Annotated in this window: 14 protein-coding genes; 9 read left to right on the forward strand and 5 right to left on the reverse strand. The window is 63.9% G+C overall.

What is annotated here, in order from left to right; all coding sequences use genetic code 11:
* The first annotated feature begins 48 nt into the window (after positions 1-48).
* Positions 49-363, forward strand: a complete 315-nt coding sequence (gene fliE / locus BM070_RS22305; RefSeq protein ID WP_092942056.1) for a flagellar hook-basal body complex protein FliE — start codon at positions 49-51, stop codon at positions 361-363.
* A 375-nt stretch (positions 364-738) separates the two neighbouring features.
* On the opposite strand, the gene BM070_RS22310 is transcribed toward fliE, so the two are convergent.
* The 5 genes from BM070_RS22310 to BM070_RS22330 all read right to left on the reverse strand — a co-directional run bounded on the left by BM070_RS22310 (position 739) and on the right by BM070_RS22330 (position 6,538).
* Positions 739-1,038 (reverse strand): flagellar protein FliT, encoded by a 300-nt coding sequence (locus BM070_RS22310; RefSeq protein WP_092942058.1) that lies wholly within the window; start codon positions 1,036-1,038, stop codon positions 739-741.
* A gap of 3 nt (positions 1,039-1,041) precedes the next feature.
* Positions 1,042-1,494, reverse strand: coding sequence for a flagellar export chaperone FliS (gene fliS / locus BM070_RS22315; protein ID WP_092942060.1), 453 nt, complete (start codon positions 1,492-1,494; stop codon positions 1,042-1,044).
* Positions 1,495-1,558: 64 nt separating this feature from the next.
* Positions 1,559-3,004, reverse strand: a complete 1,446-nt coding sequence (fliD, locus tag BM070_RS22320) for a flagellar filament capping protein FliD (protein WP_092942062.1) — start codon at positions 3,002-3,004, stop codon at positions 1,559-1,561.
* Positions 3,005-3,378: 374 nt separating this feature from the next.
* Entirely contained in the window at positions 3,379-4,824 is a 1,446-nt protein-coding gene (gene fliD, locus BM070_RS22325; RefSeq protein WP_092942064.1) for a flagellar filament capping protein FliD, read from the reverse strand.
* Between the two features lie 235 nt (positions 4,825-5,059).
* Positions 5,060-6,538 carry a flagellin N-terminal helical domain-containing protein gene (locus BM070_RS22330; RefSeq protein WP_092942066.1) on the reverse strand — a complete coding sequence of 493 codons (1,479 nt, stop codon included), beginning with the start codon at positions 6,536-6,538 and terminating at the stop codon, positions 5,060-5,062.
* A 466-nt stretch (positions 6,539-7,004) separates the two neighbouring features.
* Here BM070_RS22330 and BM070_RS22335 point away from each other — a divergent pair, with 466 nt between their 5' ends.
* The 8 genes from BM070_RS22335 (at position 7,005) to BM070_RS22370 (ending at position 17,901) form a co-directional block, all read left to right on the forward strand.
* Positions 7,005-8,486, forward strand: coding sequence for a flagellin N-terminal helical domain-containing protein (locus tag BM070_RS22335; RefSeq protein WP_092942068.1), 1,482 nt, complete (start codon positions 7,005-7,007; stop codon positions 8,484-8,486).
* A 369-nt stretch (positions 8,487-8,855) separates the two neighbouring features.
* Positions 8,856-9,962, forward strand: a complete 1,107-nt coding sequence (locus tag BM070_RS22340) for a DegT/DnrJ/EryC1/StrS family aminotransferase (RefSeq protein WP_217648964.1) — start codon at positions 8,856-8,858, stop codon at positions 9,960-9,962.
* A 14-nt stretch (positions 9,963-9,976) separates the two neighbouring features.
* Positions 9,977-10,399, forward strand: coding sequence for a sugar 3,4-ketoisomerase (locus BM070_RS22345; protein ID WP_092942072.1), 423 nt, complete (start codon positions 9,977-9,979; stop codon positions 10,397-10,399).
* 120 nt (positions 10,400-10,519) lie between these two features.
* Entirely contained in the window at positions 10,520-14,854 is a 4,335-nt protein-coding gene (locus BM070_RS22350; protein WP_175518583.1) for a glycosyltransferase, read from the forward strand.
* 131 nt (positions 14,855-14,985) lie between these two features.
* On the forward strand, positions 14,986-15,846 hold the full coding sequence (motA, locus tag BM070_RS22355) for a flagellar motor stator protein MotA (protein WP_092942076.1): 861 nt from the start codon (positions 14,986-14,988) through the stop codon (positions 15,844-15,846).
* Positions 15,847-15,879: 33 nt separating this feature from the next.
* Positions 15,880-16,815, forward strand: a complete 936-nt coding sequence (gene motB / locus BM070_RS22360; protein ID WP_092942078.1) for a flagellar motor protein MotB — start codon at positions 15,880-15,882, stop codon at positions 16,813-16,815.
* 66 nt (positions 16,816-16,881) lie between these two features.
* A complete protein-coding gene (gene cheY / locus BM070_RS22365) occupies positions 16,882-17,268 on the forward strand; it encodes a chemotaxis response regulator CheY (RefSeq protein ID WP_092942080.1) in 387 nt (128 codons plus the stop codon).
* 3 nt (positions 17,269-17,271) lie between these two features.
* Complete coding sequence (locus BM070_RS22370) at positions 17,272-17,901, forward strand: protein phosphatase CheZ (protein WP_092942082.1); 630 nt, start codon at positions 17,272-17,274, stop codon at positions 17,899-17,901.
* The last annotated feature ends 205 nt before the right edge of the window (positions 17,902-18,106 follow it).

Raw genomic sequence — 18,106 nt, forward strand, 5'->3', positions numbered from 1 at the left:
ATCCCGCAATAGCCACGACCGCCCACCTCCTCCACCGAGAACACCGCCATGGACCTCCGCATCTCCAGCCCCATCGCCCCGCTGTCAGGCACCGGCCTGGTGCGCCGCGTCACGGCTCCGCAGGAAGGCGGGGCGCAGGACGTCGGTTTCTCCTCGGCGCTGAAAGGCGCCCTGCAGTCGGTGAGCGCGGCCCAGAACCAGTCCAGCAGCATGCAGCGCGAAGTGCAGATGGAGAACCCCAACGTCAGCATCGAAGAGACCATGGTCGCCATGCAGAAGGCGCAGATCGGCTTTCAGGCCACGCTGCACGTGCGCAACCGCATGGTGCAGGCCTATACCGACATCATGAACATGCAGGTGTGAGGCGCAGCGCCCACCCCGCCCGGCAAGCCGCATCGCCTGCCGCGTTGCCACCGCCGGCCTCGCTTGCCGTGCCACAGGCACAAGAACTCATCTTTTGATAGCAGATAGCGCTTGACTGACAAGCGCTACAGCCATTTCTGCCATCCCTCCTGATGGTCGATGGCTCACGATGGCGCATCGGCGCGGCACGCCCCAAGCCAGCGATGCGCGGCGTTCCGCCCTCTCCAGCCGACCTCCAGCCGAACCCCGCACGAGGCGAAGCCCCGCCACAAACGACGACGCCTTGCGATCCGCAGAACGGACGGCAAGGCGTTTCGGGACCGGCGCTGGGCAAGCCGCCGCATCTGCGGCAGCGCCAACCCTTGTCGCTGGAGGTCAGTGCATCACGATCGGCTGGCGCTCGAACAGATGCTCGAACTGCGAGAGCCAGGGCTCGGCCAGGCAGCGGATCTCGGCATCGTTGCGCAGGATGCGCTGCATGATGCGGGTCTTCTCGCGGCGGTGTTCCGGCAGCAGTTCCTGGGCCTGGGACTCATAGCGCAGGCGCTCGATCAACACCGCACAGGTGCCCTCGTAGCGGACGACGCCGTCCCAATCCTTCAGCTTGGCGGCCTCCAGCATCTTGGCGCTGCTGTCTTCGATGGCCTTGTAGTAGTCAATCAGCATTTCTGGCATGTATCAGGCCTCCGCCGCCACGGGGTGGGCGGCGTCGTTGGCCGCCTTGGCGTTGGTTGCCCCGGCTTTCTTGATTTCGTTCCAGCTCTGCGCCAGCGGCTCGATCAGCTGAGCCACTTCGACGAGCATGGCATCGTCGTTGCGCACATTGGCCAGGATGAGGCGGCGCAGCGCGTAGTCGTAGAGCGCGTCCAGGTTGCTGGCCAGCGTGCCGCCGGCTTCGCGGTCGAGCGCGGTGCGCAGGCCTTCTTCCAGGATGCGCACGGCCTTGCTGATGCCGCCGCACTTGCCGGCCACGTCGCCGCGCGCCATGGCACCACGGGCGGTGGCGATGGAGTTCAGCACGCCGGCGAACAGCAGACTGACCAGCTGGTGCTGGTCGATCGTGTGCATGCTGGTTTCGACATTGATGCGTTGGTAAGCGGATGCGGCACGAGGGTTGGAGGCGCTGAACATGGCGGTCTTCTTTCCTGGACTTGTTATTCAGTTTATCGGCACGCGGCCGCCAAACTGAAGCCTTTCAGCGCGACTTATTCCAGGCGGTGACCTGCTGTCCGATGTAGGTGTTGAGTGCGTTCAGGCCCGCCATCTTGGTGTCGAGTGCGGTGTAGCGGTCGGTCAGGCTCTTTTGCAGGCGATCGGCACGGTCGAGGAGGGTCTGCGTGTCCTGCGTATTGCGCTTGAGCGCGGCGTCGTAGGTCTTGGACTTGGTGGCGAAGAAGCCGCTGGTGTCGAGCAGGCGGGTGGTGACCACCTTGAACTTCTCGGCGAAGCCATCGGTCGTCGTGCCGTCGTCGGGCCCGCGGAAGAACGCCTTCACGTCGTCAGGATTGGCCATGGCCTTGTCGAACTTCGTGGTGTCCAGGCGCAGGTTGCCATTGGGCGTCACGTTGCCCGAGCCGCCATCGACCACCACCCCGATATCGGACAGGGAACGCAAGTTGCCGCTGCCGACCACGGCCGTCAGGGCCGAGCGCAGGGTGTTCTGCAAATTGACCGCCGCGGAATCCCCCTGCAGCAGCGCGCCGGTCTTGGTGGACTGGTCGTAGGAGGTGGCGTCGTTCAACGCACTGTTGAGCGCGTTGTAGGCGGTGACGAAGGCCTGCACATTGGCCTTGACCGCCGAGGTGTCCTTGGCCACCGTGATGGTGACCGGGTCGGTCGTGGTGGACGTGGCGGTGAACGTCACCCCTGCCACCACGTTGGTGAAGGCATTGGTAGCCGAGGTCACGGCGATGCCGTTGACCTTGCCGTTGGCATTGCTGCCGTACTCGGTGGAAGCGCCGTTGACCAGCCGCGACAGGCCCGCGTTGTCGCTGGTGCTGCCGTCTGCATCGCTGGTGACCGACAGGCGAAAGCCCGCCGCATCGCCCGTGCTCTTGCTGGTGAGCATCAGGCGCTCGCCGTTGGCGTCATTGATGATGGTGGCCGTGACGCCGGCACCGGAGGCGCCGTTGATCTTGCCGGCGATGTCGGAGAGCTTGTCGGTGGCGGATATGTCGATGCTCACGGAGGCATCGCTGCCGGCCGTGAACGCCTTGGGCGAGCCGGCCCAGGTGCCGATCTCCAGCTTGAGCGTGCCCGCGCCGACGGCCTGGCCGCTAGGCTGCAGCGAGGAGGAAATGGTGCTCTGGGCCTTGGCCAGGTTCTGAACCTCCACCCGGAAGGAGGTGGCGGCAGCACCGCCCACGGCGGTGGCGGAGATCACATCGTTCTTGGACGAGGTGGCGGTCACGCCGTTCCAGCCCGTCACGCTGGTGAGCTTGCCCAGCGCATCCGAGAGCGTGGACACCATGGACTTGAGCTGGCCGAAGGCCGACACCTTGGCCTTGGTGACTGCAGCCTGCTGCTGGAGTCCACCCGTTTGCGTGATGGGCAATTTGACCGCATCGACGGAGGCCTTGATCAGGCCGTTGACATCGACGTTACCGCCCAGGCCGATGCCCAGGGATGAAAAACTAGCCATGGTCCATTTCCTCTCAGCACGTCAATTTGCATCAGCCGGAATTATGGAAGCCGGGGCGCACTGCCATCGTGCGGATAAGGAGGGGAGAACCCACCCAATCCATCGGCTATTCCAGCACGGCCGTCCCGCGCTCTGGAGGCCGTGGCAAGCAAATCCGAAATCGGATGGCCAGGCGCTGAAGCTGACGCCCCTCAGCACCTTTGGCCACCCGCCCACCAGGCGACACCTGCACCGTGAACCATCATGCCGCCGGGCCACCTCCGCCTGTGCGGAGCGATGGAGGCGGCGCGAAGGCCGACGCACCCGAGAAAGCGCACACCCTTGCCGGGCCTGCCACCCGAAGTATCGGCATGCGGCCGGAAAACTGAAGCCGCTCAGAGCATCTTGTTCCAGACCCCGATCTGCTGGCCGACGTAGCTGCTGAGCGCGTTCAGGCTGGCCATCTGGGTGTCGAGCGCCGTGTAGCGCTGGGTCAGGCTGGCCTGGAGGCGGTCGGCCCGGTCATTGATGTCCTGCGTGTCCTGCGCATTGCGCTTGAGGGCATCGGCGTAGGTCTGGTCCTTGGTGGCGAAGAAGCCGCCGGTGTCGAGCAACTGGGTCGTGACGGACTTGAACTGCTCTGCAAAGCCATCGGTCGTGGCGCCGTCATCCGGGCCGCGGAAGAACGCCTTGACGTCATCCGGATTGGCCATGGCGCTATCGAACTTGGAGCTATCCAGGCGCAGGCTGCCGTCGGGCGTCACATTGCCCGAGCCGCCATCGACCACCACCCCGATATCGGACAGGGTGCGCAGCGAGCCGTTGCCCACCACCGCCTGCAGGGCGGTGCGCAGCGTGTCCTGCAAGGTGACGGCGGAAGAATCGCCCTGCAGCAGCGCGCCGGTCTTGGTGGACTGGTCGTAGGCGGTGTCCGCATTCAGCGCACTGTTGAGCGCGTTGTAGGCGGTGACGAAGGCCTGGACATTGGCCTTGACCGCCGAGGTGTCCTTGGCCACCGTGATGGTGACCGGGTCGGTCGTGGTGGACGTGGCGGTGAACGTCACCCCTGCCACGACGTTGGTGAAGGCATTGGTGGCCGAGGTCACGGCAATGCCGTTGACCTTGCCGTTGGCATTGCTGCCGTATGTGGTGGAAGCGCCATTGACCAGCCGCGACAGGCCCGCGTTGTCGCTGGTGCTGCCGTCGGCATCGCTGGTGACCGACAGGCGAAAGCCCGCCGCGTCGCCCGTGCTCTTGCTGGTGAGCATCAGGCGTTCGCCGTTGGCATCGTTCAGGATCGTGGCCGTGACGCCGGCACCGGAGGCGCCATTGATCTTGCCGGCGATGTCGGAGAGGGTATCGGTGGCGGACACATCGATGCTCACCGGGCTGGCGCTGCCCGCCGTGAACGTCTGGGGCGAGCCGGCCCAGGTGCCGATCTCCAGCTTGAGCGTGCCTGCGCCGACGGCCTGGCCGCCAGGCTGCAGCGATGAGGAAATGGTGGTCTGCGCCTTCGCGAGGTTCTGCACCTCCACGCTGAAAGAGGTGGCGGCAGCACCGCCCACGGCGGTGGCGGAGATCACATCGCTCTTGGACGAGGTGGCGGTCACGCCGTTCCAGCCCGTCACGCTGGTGAGCTTGCCCAACGCGTCCGAGAGCGTGGACACCATCGACTTGAGCTGGCCGAAAGCCGACACCTTGGCCTGGGTGATCGTCGCCTGCTGCTGGAGACCGCCCGCCTCGGTGATGGGCATCTTGACCGCATCGACGGAGGCCTTGATCAGGCCGTTGACATCGACGTTGCCGCCCAGGCCGATCCCCAGGGATGAAAAGCTAGACATGGTCCCATTCCTCTCAACGCATCAAATATGCGTCGGCCGAAATTATGGAGATCGAAAAGCGGCCGCATCGTGCGGATAAGGGCGGAAAACACCACCCAATCCGGCGGCCATTGTGCCTGCGGAAGTGCGGCCGGCAAAGCCACCAACGACAAAGCGGTAGCGACCAAGTCGCCACCGCTCCTGGCAGGGGGGGCGGGCCGCCCGGGCCCGCCACTCCTGAACCTGATGCCTACGATCAGCGCAGCAGGGACAGCACGCCCTGGGGCAGCTGGTTGGCCTGGGCCACCATCGCCGTACCGGCCTGCTGCAGGATCTGCGAGCGCGACAGGTTGGCCGTTTCCGCCGCGAAGTCGGCATCCTGGATACGACCGCGGGAGGCGGACATGTTCTCGGCCGTGCTCTGCAGGTTGTTCACCGTGGTCTCGAAGCGGGATTGCAGGGCACCGAAGCTGGCGCGCTGACCGTTCACCGCCGCGAGCGCAGAATCGATGATCTTCAGGGCTCGGGTGGCGCCGTCCACCGTGGACACGTCGATCGTGTTCACGGCCTTCTGCGTGGAAGCCGTGGCGGCGGTGTTGGTCATCGTGTCGCCGGTGCCGGCCACAGCGTAGCCCTTGTCGGAGCTGTATTCCACCGTGCCGCGCGTTGCCAGCGTGGCGCCTGCTGCGCCAGAAACTGCAGTCGTGAAGGTCAGGCTATCCGAACTCAGCGTAGCCGCTGCGTCCTGCGAGGCCAAACTGACACCGCCTGCGCTGGCGGCAGCGTTGGCGATATTGATGTCCTTGCCGCTGTCGTTGGTCAGGATCAGGCCGGAGTTGTCCTTGTTCAACTTGGCCGTGATACCCGTCTGGGAGGCCGAGTCGTTGATCGCCTTCATCGCGTCGGCCAGGCCGGCGGGGGTGTTGGTCGCCGTCACGTTGAACGTCACGTTGGCCGCCGTGCTGTTGTCGCCCTTGAGCGCCAGGCTGAACGAGCCGGTGGCAAGGAACTTCAGCTCGGACACGTTGCGGGCAGAGGCCGTGACGCCCGTGGTGTCGGCGGCGGCGTTCACGGCAGAGGCGATGTCGGCAGCGGTGCCCGAAGCGGCCACGTTGATGGTCTTGGTCTGCAGGCCGGAAATGGTAATGGTGCCGGAGGCTGCACCGGCGGAGCCTGCCGTGGAGCCCGTTGTGGCCGCACCGCTGGCGGAGGCCGTCAGGTTGGCGCCGTAGTTGGCCGTACGGAAGTTGCCGGTCGTGGCGGAAATGGTCTGGTTGGCATTGGCGCCGACCTGGAAGGTGGCCGAGCCGAAGGAGCCGTCGAGCAGCTTCTGGCCGTTGAATTCGGTGGTGCCGGCGATACGGTCCATTTCGGAGAGTAGCTGGCCGACTTCGGCCTGGATGGCCTTGCGGTCGCCAGCGCTGTTGGTGGCGTTGGCCGACTGTACGGACAGTTCGCGCACACGCTGCAGGATGTCGCCGGAGCTCTTGAGCGCGCCTTCAGCCGTCTGCGCCAGCGAGATGCCGTCGTTGGCATTGCGCACTGCCTGGTTCAGGCCGCGGATCTGGGAGGTGAAGCGCTCGGAAATGGCCAGGCCGGCGGCGTCGTCCTTGGCGCTGTTGATGCGCAGGCCGGAAGACAGGCGCTGGATGGAGGTGTTGAGCGATGCCTGGCTCAGACCCAGGTTGCGCTGGGCCGTCATCGAAGCGAGGTTGGTGTTGATGGTGGATGCCATTTGCAAATCTCCTGAAAAGAACTGGCTGGATCTGGCGTTACCGCCAACTGGGCCCAGAACCGTCTGGCCACAGGGTTCACAGCGCCCATCGGGGCCTGTTGAACGGCGGGCCCTGCCAACTGATGCTGCTCGTTTGCACGTCCCGTTGGCTTGGTTTTCGGGAAGCCGCCAGAAAACTTTAGGAACAAACGCAGGGATTGAGCGGTTTTTCTGCGTCTTATCGGATCAACGCTCCGCCACCCGCTCGACAGAATCCACCCATCGTTCCCATAAGAGCGGCTAACGGAACCTATCGCAACGGTTCTGGCCGGAGCCCGCATCGCAGGCCGTACCGATCCAGTACGCCAGCAAGATGCCGAGCGACGAGACCAGAAGGGTTCTGTCAGCCGTTTGAAAAGACGCCGGAGGGGGTGATGTTTGAACCGGCAGAAATGTTCACTGTTTCCAGCCTCGCAGGAGTTCCACCATGCCAACCATCAACACCAACATCAGTTCCCTGACCGCCCAGCGCAACCTGGGCACCAGCCAGGCATCGCTCAATACGGCCATCCAGCGTCTGTCGTCCGGTCTGCGCATCAACAGCGCCAAGGACGATGCCGCCGGCCTGGCCATCTCCGAGCGCTTCACCGCGCAGATCCGCGGCCTGAACCAGGCAGTGCGCAATGCCAACGACGGCATCTCGCTGTCGCAGGTGGCTGAAGGCGCCCTCGCCGGCTCCGGCAACATCCTGCAGCGTGTGCGCGAACTGTCCGTACAGTCGGCCAACGCCACCAACAGCGCCAGCGACCGCAAGGCCATCCAGGCCGAAGTCGGCCAGCTGCTCTCCGAACTCGACCGCATCTCGGTCACCACCGAATTCAACGGCCAGAAGCTGCTCGACGGCTCCTTCGGCTCGGCCACCTTCCAGGTCGGCGCCAACGCCAACCAGACCATCACGGCCACCACAGGCAACTTCCGCACCTCCAATTACGGCGTCAACCTGACGGCATCGGCCAGCGGTGCGGCCACAACGGGCTCCACGGCAGGCTCCGCCGGCGCCGCCTCCGGCACCATCACCATCGCCGGCCTGCAGACCAAGACCATCAACGTGGCCGCTTCGGGCACCGCCGCCGACATCGCCGCCGCCGTGAACGCGGCGTCCGACACCACGGGCGTGACGGCCGTGGCCCGCAACGTGTCCGAGCTGAAGTTCGGCGCCACCGGCTCGTTCAGCCTGGCGCTCAAGGGCGACAACAGCACGGCGGCCAACGTGACGTTCAACGTGACGGCGACCAACACCCCCGCCGGCCTGGCCGACGCGATGAAGGCGATCAACGACTCGGCCTCCCAGACGGGTATCACGGCCAAGCTCAACAGCGACAGTTCCGGCCTGATCCTGACCAACGACAGCGGCAAGGACATCAATATCGCCAACGCGGCGGCCAGTTCGGGCAGCATCACCCTGGCCTCGCAGGATGCAGCTGCCACGCTGGCCTCCACCTCGAACACCCTGACATTCACAGGTGCAGTTTCTGGCGCAGCAGGCACCACGCTGGCAACGCGCGGCACGGTGGAATACAACTCCGACAAGGGCTACACCGTGGCCGGCACCGGCGACACGATGACCAACACCGCAGCCACGGCCTCCACGCAGAAGGCCGTGAACACGATCGACGTGTCCACGGTGGACGGTGCTACCCGGGCCCTGAAGATCATCGATTCCGCGCTCGCGGCGGTGAACGGACAGCGTGCCAGCTTCGGTGCCTTGCAGTCCCGCTTCGAGACCTCCATCGCCAACCTGAACACATCGTCCGAGAACATGTCCGCCTCCCGCGGCCGTATCCAGGATGCCGACTTCGCGGCGGAAACCGCCAACCTGTCGCGCGCGCAGATCCTGCAGCAGGCCGGCACGGCGATGGTCGCGCAGGCGAACCAGATTCCGCAGGGCGTGCTGTCGCTGCTGAAGTAATCATCCGTGCCACCGGAGGCGAGGCGCGACCGGTCTCACCTCGCCTCCAGCACGCGATAGATCGCGACCGCCGAGTTCTGGCGGCTCATCCGTCACAATCGCTCGCTACGGCTCTTGAGGGAGAGTAAAGAACTGCGACACTCCTGGGGAAATGCAGTGCGCAGAAAAAGATTGCAGCATGAGCACTCATCGCGCCCGGGCCGCTGGCCTTGCCATCGAGAGCGGCGTTAAGACGCCACTGCATGGCCATCGGAACCCACGCAATGACCTCCGCCGCAGTTCCGGCAGTGCGCGATGTACGTGCCGATTCGCTGGTCATTGGCCAAACGGCTCGCTTTGCAAGGTAGCCAGACCGGAGGACTGATCGCTGTGAACATCCCATTCCTTGATCTCAAGGCCGTCAACCAGCGTTTCGCCGGCGAGTTCATCACGGCCCTGCAGCGGGTGCTCGACAGCGGCTGGTTTATTCAGGGCGAAGAACTTGCGCAATTCGAAGGCGAATTTGCCCAGTACTGCGGCACGCAATATGGCATAGGCGTTGGGAACGGCCTCGATGCCCTCACGCTTATTCTGAAGTCCTACGTAGAGCTCGGCAAAATCGGCCTCCGGGATGAGGTCATACTCCCCGCGAACTCTTTTGTGGCGACAGCCTTGGCCGTCTCGCATGCAGGACTCGCCCCCGTCCTGGTAGAGCCGGACCCGCTCACAAGCAACATATGCCCCAAGGCCGTCGAGGCAGTCATCACGCCTCGCACTCGGACCATCATGCCCGTGCACCTGTACGGGCGCCTGGCGGCCATGCAAGCCCTGAGAAGCATTGCCGACTCCCATCAGCTCCTTCTGATAGAGGATGCAGCACAAGCCCATGGCGCATCAGCCCAGGGCCGCCATGCGGGAAGCTTCGGAGATGCAGCCGGCTTCAGCTTCTTCCCCGGAAAGAATCTCGGCGCACTCGGGGATGCCGGCGCCATCGTCACCAGCGATCCAGAACTTGCCGCCTGCGCACGCTCGCTGCGCAACTACGGCTCGTCGAAGAAATACCACCATGATTGCATCGGCCTGAACTCCCGCCTGGATGAATTGCAGGCGGCGTTTCTGCGCATCAAGCTGAAGCAATTGCCGGCAGATGTGGAGGCACGGCGTGCCATGGCACGCCGATACTGCGAAGGCATCGTCCATCCCACCATCACGACGCCCGGCATTCCGACTCCAGCGCATGGCCCCGCATGGCATTTATTCACCGTGCATACGCAGCACAGGGATGCTCTGCAATCTCACCTCCGATCCAGAGGCATAGAGACGCTCATCCATTACCCCATCCCGATATGCAGCCAACCCGCCTATGCGGCAAGCCAGCAAAAAAGCTTCCCCATTTCGGAATCACTCGCCCGCACCGTATTGAGTCTTCCGCTATATCCTGGATTATCCGATCAGCAGCGTGTCATTGATGCGTGCAACGACTTCAAAACGCACTAGAAACACAATTCGGTATGTCACTACAGCACTGCAAAATCATTGACCTCCCGAAGGTGGAGGACCCGCGAGGCAACCTCACCTTCATCGAGTCCAGCACGCACATACCCTTCGAAATCCAGAGGGTCTATTATCCCTACGACGTGCCCGGCGGCTCGCACCGAGGCGGACATGCCCACAAGAATCTGCATCAATTCCTGATAGCGATGTCGGGCAGCTTCGACATCACCCTCGATGACGGCAGAAAGAAATTCAAATACCACATGAATCGATCATATTACGAGCTCTACATATCCCCGATGATCTGGCGAGAGATCGACAACTTTTCCAGCGGCTCCGTATGCATGGTGCTCGCCTCCGAGAAATTCGCGAAAGACGATTACTACCGTGACTATGCGGAATTCCGTGGGGCCGTCACCGCACGAGCCTCCAAAGGCTAATCAAATCCTGCCAGCAGCCCCGGCGAAACCCCATTTCACAGCATGGCCAACGCACCCCACAACACAAGAAATTCCCGAGCTGCAGACAGGGAGGAGAACATCGATGTAACTGTCACCATCATGTCCTTCAACAACGCTCGCTACCTGAATCAGACCATTGATTCGGTACTAAGCCAGGAAGGCGTGCGGCTGGAAGTCATCGTGAGAGACGACTGCTCGACGGATGACAGCGTGAGCAGGATGGAGGTTTTCGCGCATGACCCACGTTTTCGCTTGGAAGTGAATGAGCGCAACCTGGGAATGATCGCCAACTTCAACCGGTGCGTGGATTCAGGCACGGGGCGCTATGTCATCGTGCTGGGGTCTGACGACCTCATGGCGCCAGGGCATCTGTCGTCGTTGGTCGCCGCCATGGACGCCCAGCCCCAGGCTGCCCTGGCCTATGTCCAATGCAACTGGATCGACGCGCAGGGCGAGCTGATTCGCTACGCGGACCACCCCGGGCACACCTCGCATTCCTATAGCGGCGGCCGCAACGAAGTCGCCGCCTTGCTGAGCTTCGACAACTACATCACGCCATCGGCCATGCTGCTGCGCAGGTCGAAGCTCGACCTCGTGCGATTGCCCGATGGCACCATCCATGCGGACATGCTCGCTGGCGACTGGGACCTGGCAGTTCGCGTGGCAGAGGTCGCCCCGGATTTTGTCTTTCTGCGCCAACCCAGCATCAGCTACCGCATCCACGAAAGCCAGATATCGAGCAAGTTCTACGCTTCCATCGCCCCCCTGGAAAACCACATTCGGATCGTCGAAGGCGTTTTTGAACGCGGCCACCAGGATCTGATGCGGGGGCATGAGAAGGAAATCCGCGACCTGCTCCTGCAACGCCTGGCGGCCTACCCCGAGCAACGAGGCAAGGAACTCGGCAGACGCGCCGAACGCCTGTGCCAACGCATTGCCGAGCTATCGAAAAGCGGCGCGCAGGCTCCGCTTTTCTCCGTCATCCTCACCACCTACAACCGCCCCATATTGCTCAAGCATGCGCTGGACAGCCTTGAAAAGCAGATAGAGCGCGATTTCGAAGTGGTCCTGGTCAATGACAACGGGGAAGCTGTCGAGCATCTCTTTGCAGCAGGCTACGGTTTTCCGGTCACTTATCTTCGGCAAGGCTCGAACCAGGGGCTATCGGCGGCGCGGAATGCAGGCTTGAGGATCGCTCGTGGACGCTACATCACCTACCTCGATGACGACGACATCTACCTCCCCAACCACCTGCAGGTGCTGGCAGAGGCGTTCAAGGACCATCCGTACAGCGTCATTTACACGGATGTTGATTATGTGAACGAGAAGCTGAGAGGCTGCGAACGAATCGAGCAGGGCCGCAGCCGCCCACTGCATCACAGAGGATTCGATCGCGACCGCCTCCTGGTGTCCAACTACATTCCCGTCAATACATGGGCGCACCCCCGCAGCGCGATCGCGGATGTGGGTGAATTCGACACATCGCTGTCTGCGCTCGAAGACTGGGATATGTTGTTGCGGCTGGTATATCGCCACACCTTCATTCAGGTGCCGGTCCTCACGGCAGAGGTGCGGACCCGCATAGGCTCGCATGCGAACGACCACATGCTGGGGCGAGAGCGCAAGAACTTCTTGGGCCTGTATCAGGAACTGTACCGCCGCTACCCCGTCAACGACGCGCCCAAGATCGAGCAAGAGCGCAAGAGCCTGATCGAAGGCCTTCAGGCCGCACAGCAAAGAGTGGCGCCTACCTTGCGCGACTGGCTGATTCAACGCGCGCTCAACGCGGCGCAGGTCCAACAGGTCTCCCTGCGGCTGGAAGAAATGGGGCGCGACCTCTCCGTCGCGATTTTCATACGCACCGCCGGCCGCCTCAACGACCCATCGTCCGTTCAGAAAACGCTGGCCAGCCTTGGTGTTCTTCGGCCCCAGCTCCCGTTCCTGGAAGTGCACCTCCTCAGCGAACAGTTCACGCAGCCTGACAACTCAAACACTCGCATCAACCATATAGCGACGGCAAGCAAGCAGGACGAGCTTCTCGCCATCAACCACTGGGCGCAGGAGACAGCGTGCCGCTGGTTCCTCGTGATGGATGCCGGAGAGGAATTGCTGCCCGCGGGCCTGCAGACCCTCCTGCTGGAAGTGGCGGCAGGGGAGCCATGCCATGCCATGTGCGCCGACGAGATCGTTGCCGCCGAAGACGGCACGCTAGGCACCATCTTTCGCCCGCAGTTCAATCTGGACATGCTGCTGTCCTGCCCGGCAGGCATGTCGCGGCATTGGATCTTCCAGAGAGAGGCATTTGCGGCGCTCGGAGGGTTCGATACCGCCTACGCCGACGCGGCCGAATTCGAAGTGCTGCTTCGCACCATCGAAACACACGGCACAGCGGTCCTCGCGCATGCGGATGAGCCCCTGCTGATCACGGGGACGCCTCAACTCACGGCCAATGCCGCAGAAATGGCTGCGCTCGAGAAGCATCTCGCGGCACGCGGATATGCGAATGCCCGCATCGACACGAGCCTGCCCGGCCGCTACCAGATTCACTACGGCCACGCAGACCAGCCCCTCGTCTCCATCCTCATTGCACCGACGCATGATCTGCCGCTGCTGCAAAGGTGCGTGGAACGGCTGCTGGAAAACACCAGCTATCCGCACTACGAACTCATCATCGTGGCCGCAGGCGGCGCTGACGAAGCCATGCGCCATTGGCTCGACAGCATCCAGAATCTGGGAACGGATCAAATCCGGGTCATGCGCACGGCCGAAGGCCAGAGCCGCGGGGAAGCCATTCACGGAGCGACGTCCGGCGCCAAGGGCGATTATTTCGTCCTGCTGAACCCGACCACCGCCGTATTGAACCGCAACTGGCTTGACGAATTGCTCAATCATGCGCAGCGGCCGGAAGTCGGCGTGACAGGAGCCAAGCTGGTTTCTGCCGACGGGCGGATACGCCAAGCGGGGCTGGTGCTAGGCCTGAATGGCGCTGCCAGCTCGCCCTTTCAAGGCACACCGGCCCAAGAGCCCGGATACATGCACCGGCTGGAAATCGACCAGAACTACAGCGCCGTTTCCAGCGACTGCCTCATCATTCACAAGGCCATTTATGAATCGGTCGGCGGCATGGACGTGCAGAACTACCCATCGCACTTTGCCGATATCGATCTTTGCTTGAAAGTGCGGCAGGCAGGCTTCTTGACCGTCTGGACACCCCGCGCATTGCTCCTGCAATCGGATGAGAACTCGCGGGACGACGCGGACGACGATCAGGACAACAGTCCATCGGGCATACGGCGGCAAGAAGAGGCGCTCTACCAGAAATGGCTGCCAGCCATCGCCCGCGACAGCGCCTACAACGCGAACCTGTCCCTCTTCGGCACCGGCTTCGACGTGGAAACCGACGCCCTGGCCAACCGCCGCCCCCTGCCCTGGCGCCCCCAACCCGTGGTGCTGACCCTGGCCGCGGACGCCGCCGGCTGCGGCCACTACCGCGTGATCGAGCCGGTGCGGGCCATGCACGAAAGCGGCATCGCCGACGCGCGCTTCAGCGGGCGCTATTTCACGCTGGAAGAGCTGGAGCGCCTGCAGCCCGACACCATGGTGCTACAGCGCCAGGTGACCGAGCAGCAGATCGAGCTGATCCAGCGCGTCCAGCGCCTGCGCCCGACCTTCATGGTGGCGGAGCTGGACGACTACCTGCCCAACCTGCCGATGAAGAACGCGCACCGCCACGAGATGCCCAAGGACGTGCTGCGGCATCTGCGGCGCTCCGTGAGCCTGATGGACCGGTTCGTCGTGTCCACCCCGGCCCTGGCGGAAGCCTTCGCCGGCTTCCATTCCGACATGCGCGTGGTGCAGAACCGGCTGCCGCCCCGCTGGTGGCGCGGCCTGCAGAGCAGCCGGCGCACCGGGGGACGCCCGCGCGTGGGCTGGGCAGGCGGCATCAGCCACCAGGGCGACCTGGAACTGATCGTCGATGTGATCAAGGCGCTGCACGGCGAGGTGGACTGGATCTTCTTTGGCATGGCGCCGGAGGCGATCAAACCCTATCTGCGCGAATTCCACGGGCCGGTATCGATCGAGCGCTACCCCCGAACGCTGGCCAGCCTCAACCTGGACCTGGCGGTCGCGCCGCTGGAGCAGAACCTGTTCAACGAGTGCAAGAGCAATCTGCGCCTGCTGGAATACGGCGCCTGCGGCTATCCGGTGGTGTGCAGCGATGTGCGGCCCTATCAAGGCGGGCTGCCGGTGACGCGCGTCAAGAACCGCTTCAAGGACTGGGTGGATGCGATCCGCATGCACACGCAGGACCTGGATGCGGCCGCCGCGGCGGGCGACCGGCTGAAGGCGGCCGTGGAGAGCGACTGGATGCTGGAAGGCGCGAATCTGCAGGACTGGCTTGCAGCCTGGCTGCCGGACGGTTCGCAGAAATAACCGGCCGTTCGCGGTGGCGGGGCTCAAGTGTGATGGCTACGCACCGATACCATTGATACGATTGGTCTATCGCCCCGCCGGCCTTCGCTTCCTGCGAGGGCCTTTCATTCCCTGCCGCAGCGCCGCCTTCCATGTTCGTCATCATCGGTTACCTCGTCTGCCTCGGCTGCATCTTCGGCGTCTATATCGCGCACGGCGGGAATATCTCCGTCATCTTGCACGCCCTGCCCTTCGAGACGATCACCATCCTGGGCGGCGCTCTGGGCGCCTTCGTGGTGAACAACCAGCCCAAGGTGATCAAGGCCACGCTGAAGGCGCTGCCCTCGGTGCTCAAGGGCTCCAAGTACACCAAGGCGCGGTACATGGAGCTGCTGGCCATGCTCTACGACATCCTGCAGAAGGCCCGCAAGGAAGGCCTGATGGCGATCGAAAAGGACGTCGAAAGCCCCCACGAGTCGGAGATCTTCAAGAAATACCCTACGGTGGGCAGCGACCACCACGTGATCGAGTTCACCACCGATTACCTGCGCATGATGGTCTCGGGCAACCTCAATGCGCATGAGATCGAAGCGCTGATGGACAGCGAGATCGACACCCACCACCAGGAGGCGCACGCCCCCGTGGCCGCCCTGGGCCGGCTGGCAGGCGCGCTGCCGGCCTTCGGGATCGTGGCGGCCGTGCTGGGCGTGGTGAACACCATGGGCTCGGTGGGCCAGCCCCCCGCCGTGCTGGGCGGCATGATCGGCTCCGCGCTGGTCGGCACGTTCCTGGGCATTCTGCTGGCCTACGGGGTCATGGAGCCGCTGGGCGGCCTGGTCGAGCAAAAGACCGAAGACGCCGCCAAGGAGCTGCTCTGCATCAAGTCCACCCTGCTGGCGAGCATGCAGGGCTACAACCCGTCCACCGCCATCGAATTCGGCCGCAAGGTGCTGTTCTCGGGCGACCGGCCCAGCTTCAGCGAGCTGGAAGAGCACGTGAAGGGCAAGAAGTAAGGGCGCGCCCAGCGCCGCCTGCCTGCATGAGCCATGGCTGAAAAGAAGCTCCAACCGATCATCATCAAGCGCGTCAAGAAGGGCGGCCATGCCGCCCATGGCGGCGCCTGGAAGATCGCCTATGCCGACTTCGTGACGGCCATGATGGCGTTCTTCCTGCTGATGTGGCTGCTGGGCTCCACGGCCAAGGGCGAGCTGCAGGGCATCGCCTCGTATTTCGCGTCGCCCATGAAGGTGGCCATGCAGGGCGGCGATGGCTCGGGCAACAGCTCCAGCATTCTCCCGGGCGGCGGCAACGACCTGACCAAGTCCAACGGCCAGGTGCGCCGCGCCGAATCGGAGGCCGTGACCCGGCGCATGAATGCCGAGGCGATCCGGGCGGAGCAGGCCCGCCAGGACCAGGCCCGCATCAAGGCGCTGCGCGCCAAGATCGACTCGCTGATCACGGAAAACCCCAAGCTCAAGGAATACCGCTCGCAGATCCGGCTCGACCTGACCCCGGACGGCCTGCAGATCCAGATCGTGGACGACCAGAACCGCCCCATGTTCGACAGCGGCAGCGCGCTGGTGAAGCCCTACATGCGCGACATCCTGCGCGAAATCGGCGCCAGCCTGGGCGGCGTCGAGAACCGCATCAGCCTGGCCGGCCATACCGACGCCACGCCCTACGGCAACGGCGAGCGCGGCTACAGCAACTGGGAACTGTCGGCCGACCGGGCCAACGCCTCGCGGCGCGAACTGGTGGCCGCCGGCATGCCCGACTCCAAGCTGGGCCGTGTGGTCGGGCTGGCGGCCAGCGATCCGCTGGACCCCAACGACCCCAAGGGGCCCGTGAATCGACGCATTACCATCACCGTGTTAACCCGGGAAGCCGAGGAGCGTTTGATGGGCAAAGGCACCAAAGCAACACCCGCACTGACACCTGCTGCAGAAAAGCAGGAGAATGCCGCATCCGAGTCCCGGCCGTAACGACTTGTCACAGACACTGCGGCCCATGACAATACGTACAGTTATTTTCGACCGAAAGGGTCCACAGTGACCACAGCCCTTCGTTTTTTGATCGTTGACGACTTCTCCACCATGCGCCGCATCGTGCGCAACCTGCTGAAAGAAAGCGGGTTCAACGATGCCGACGAGGCAGAAGACGGCGTCGCCGCGCTGAACAAGCTGCGCAACAGCAAGTTCGACTTCGTGGTCACGGACATCAACATGCCGAACATGAACGGCTTCCAGTTGCTGGCCGAGATCAAGAAGGACGACAAGCTCAAGCATCTGCCGGTGCTGATGGTGACGGCAGAAGCCCGCAAGGAAGACATCGTGGCGGGGGCACAAGGCGGCGCAGCCGGCTACATCGTCAAGCCCTTCACCAAGGCCACCCTCGAAGAGAAGGTGACCCTGATCCTCAAAAAGCTGGGGCTTTGAATCATGGAAACACCGGGCACCGCCGCGCCGGACGCGGGCAACGACGACGTCCACCAGAAAATCGGCCAGCTCACGCGGCAGCTGCATGACGCGCTCAATGAACTGGGCTATGCCGCCAAGCTGCGCGATTCGATGGGCGAGCTGCCCGATGCGCAGAGCCGGCTGTCCTACATCGCCCGGCTGACAGGCGAGGCGGCGGAGAAGGTGCTCAGCCGGGTAGAGCTGGCCAAGGCCCAGCACGAGTACATCGCCGCCGAGACGCGCCGCGTGGTGAGCTCGCTGGTGGCCGACCCGGTGGCCGCCGTGGCCAAGGGCGAGATCTTCAACTTCATGACCGACGTGGAGCGCGTCACGAAGGAAGCCGACGTCCACCTGACCGAAATCATGATGGCGCAGGACTTCCACGACCTGACGGGCCAGGTGATCGCCCGCGTGGTGTCGCTGGCCGGCACCATCGAGCAGCAGCTGGTGCAGCTGCTGATCCAGACCGCGCCGCCGCAGGCCCAGCCGGTGGCCGCGCCCGAGCCGCGCCGCGAGCACCTGCAGGGCCCGGTCGTGGACCCGGACAACACGCCCAACGTGGTGTCCAGCCAGTCCGAGGTGGACGACCTCCTGGCCAGCCTGGGCTTCTGAGCCCCAGCCCCGCTTGCCCGCCCTCCGGGGCACGCCCAGCCTGCCAAGCAAGAACACGCCAAGGCCCTTGTTCAGCAAGGGCCTTTTGCTATCCAATGCATAGCAAGCACATGCACTGAAGGGCCAGGGGCAGGCCCTCCAGCCCCGCCCGCACCCGCCGGATTGGGGCCCCTCCCCCCCGCTATTCGGCCTTTAGATCCGGCGG

This window comes from Paracidovorax wautersii, from assembly GCF_900113035.1.
Classification (GTDB): Bacteria; Pseudomonadota; Gammaproteobacteria; order Burkholderiales; family Burkholderiaceae_C; genus Paracidovorax; species Paracidovorax wautersii.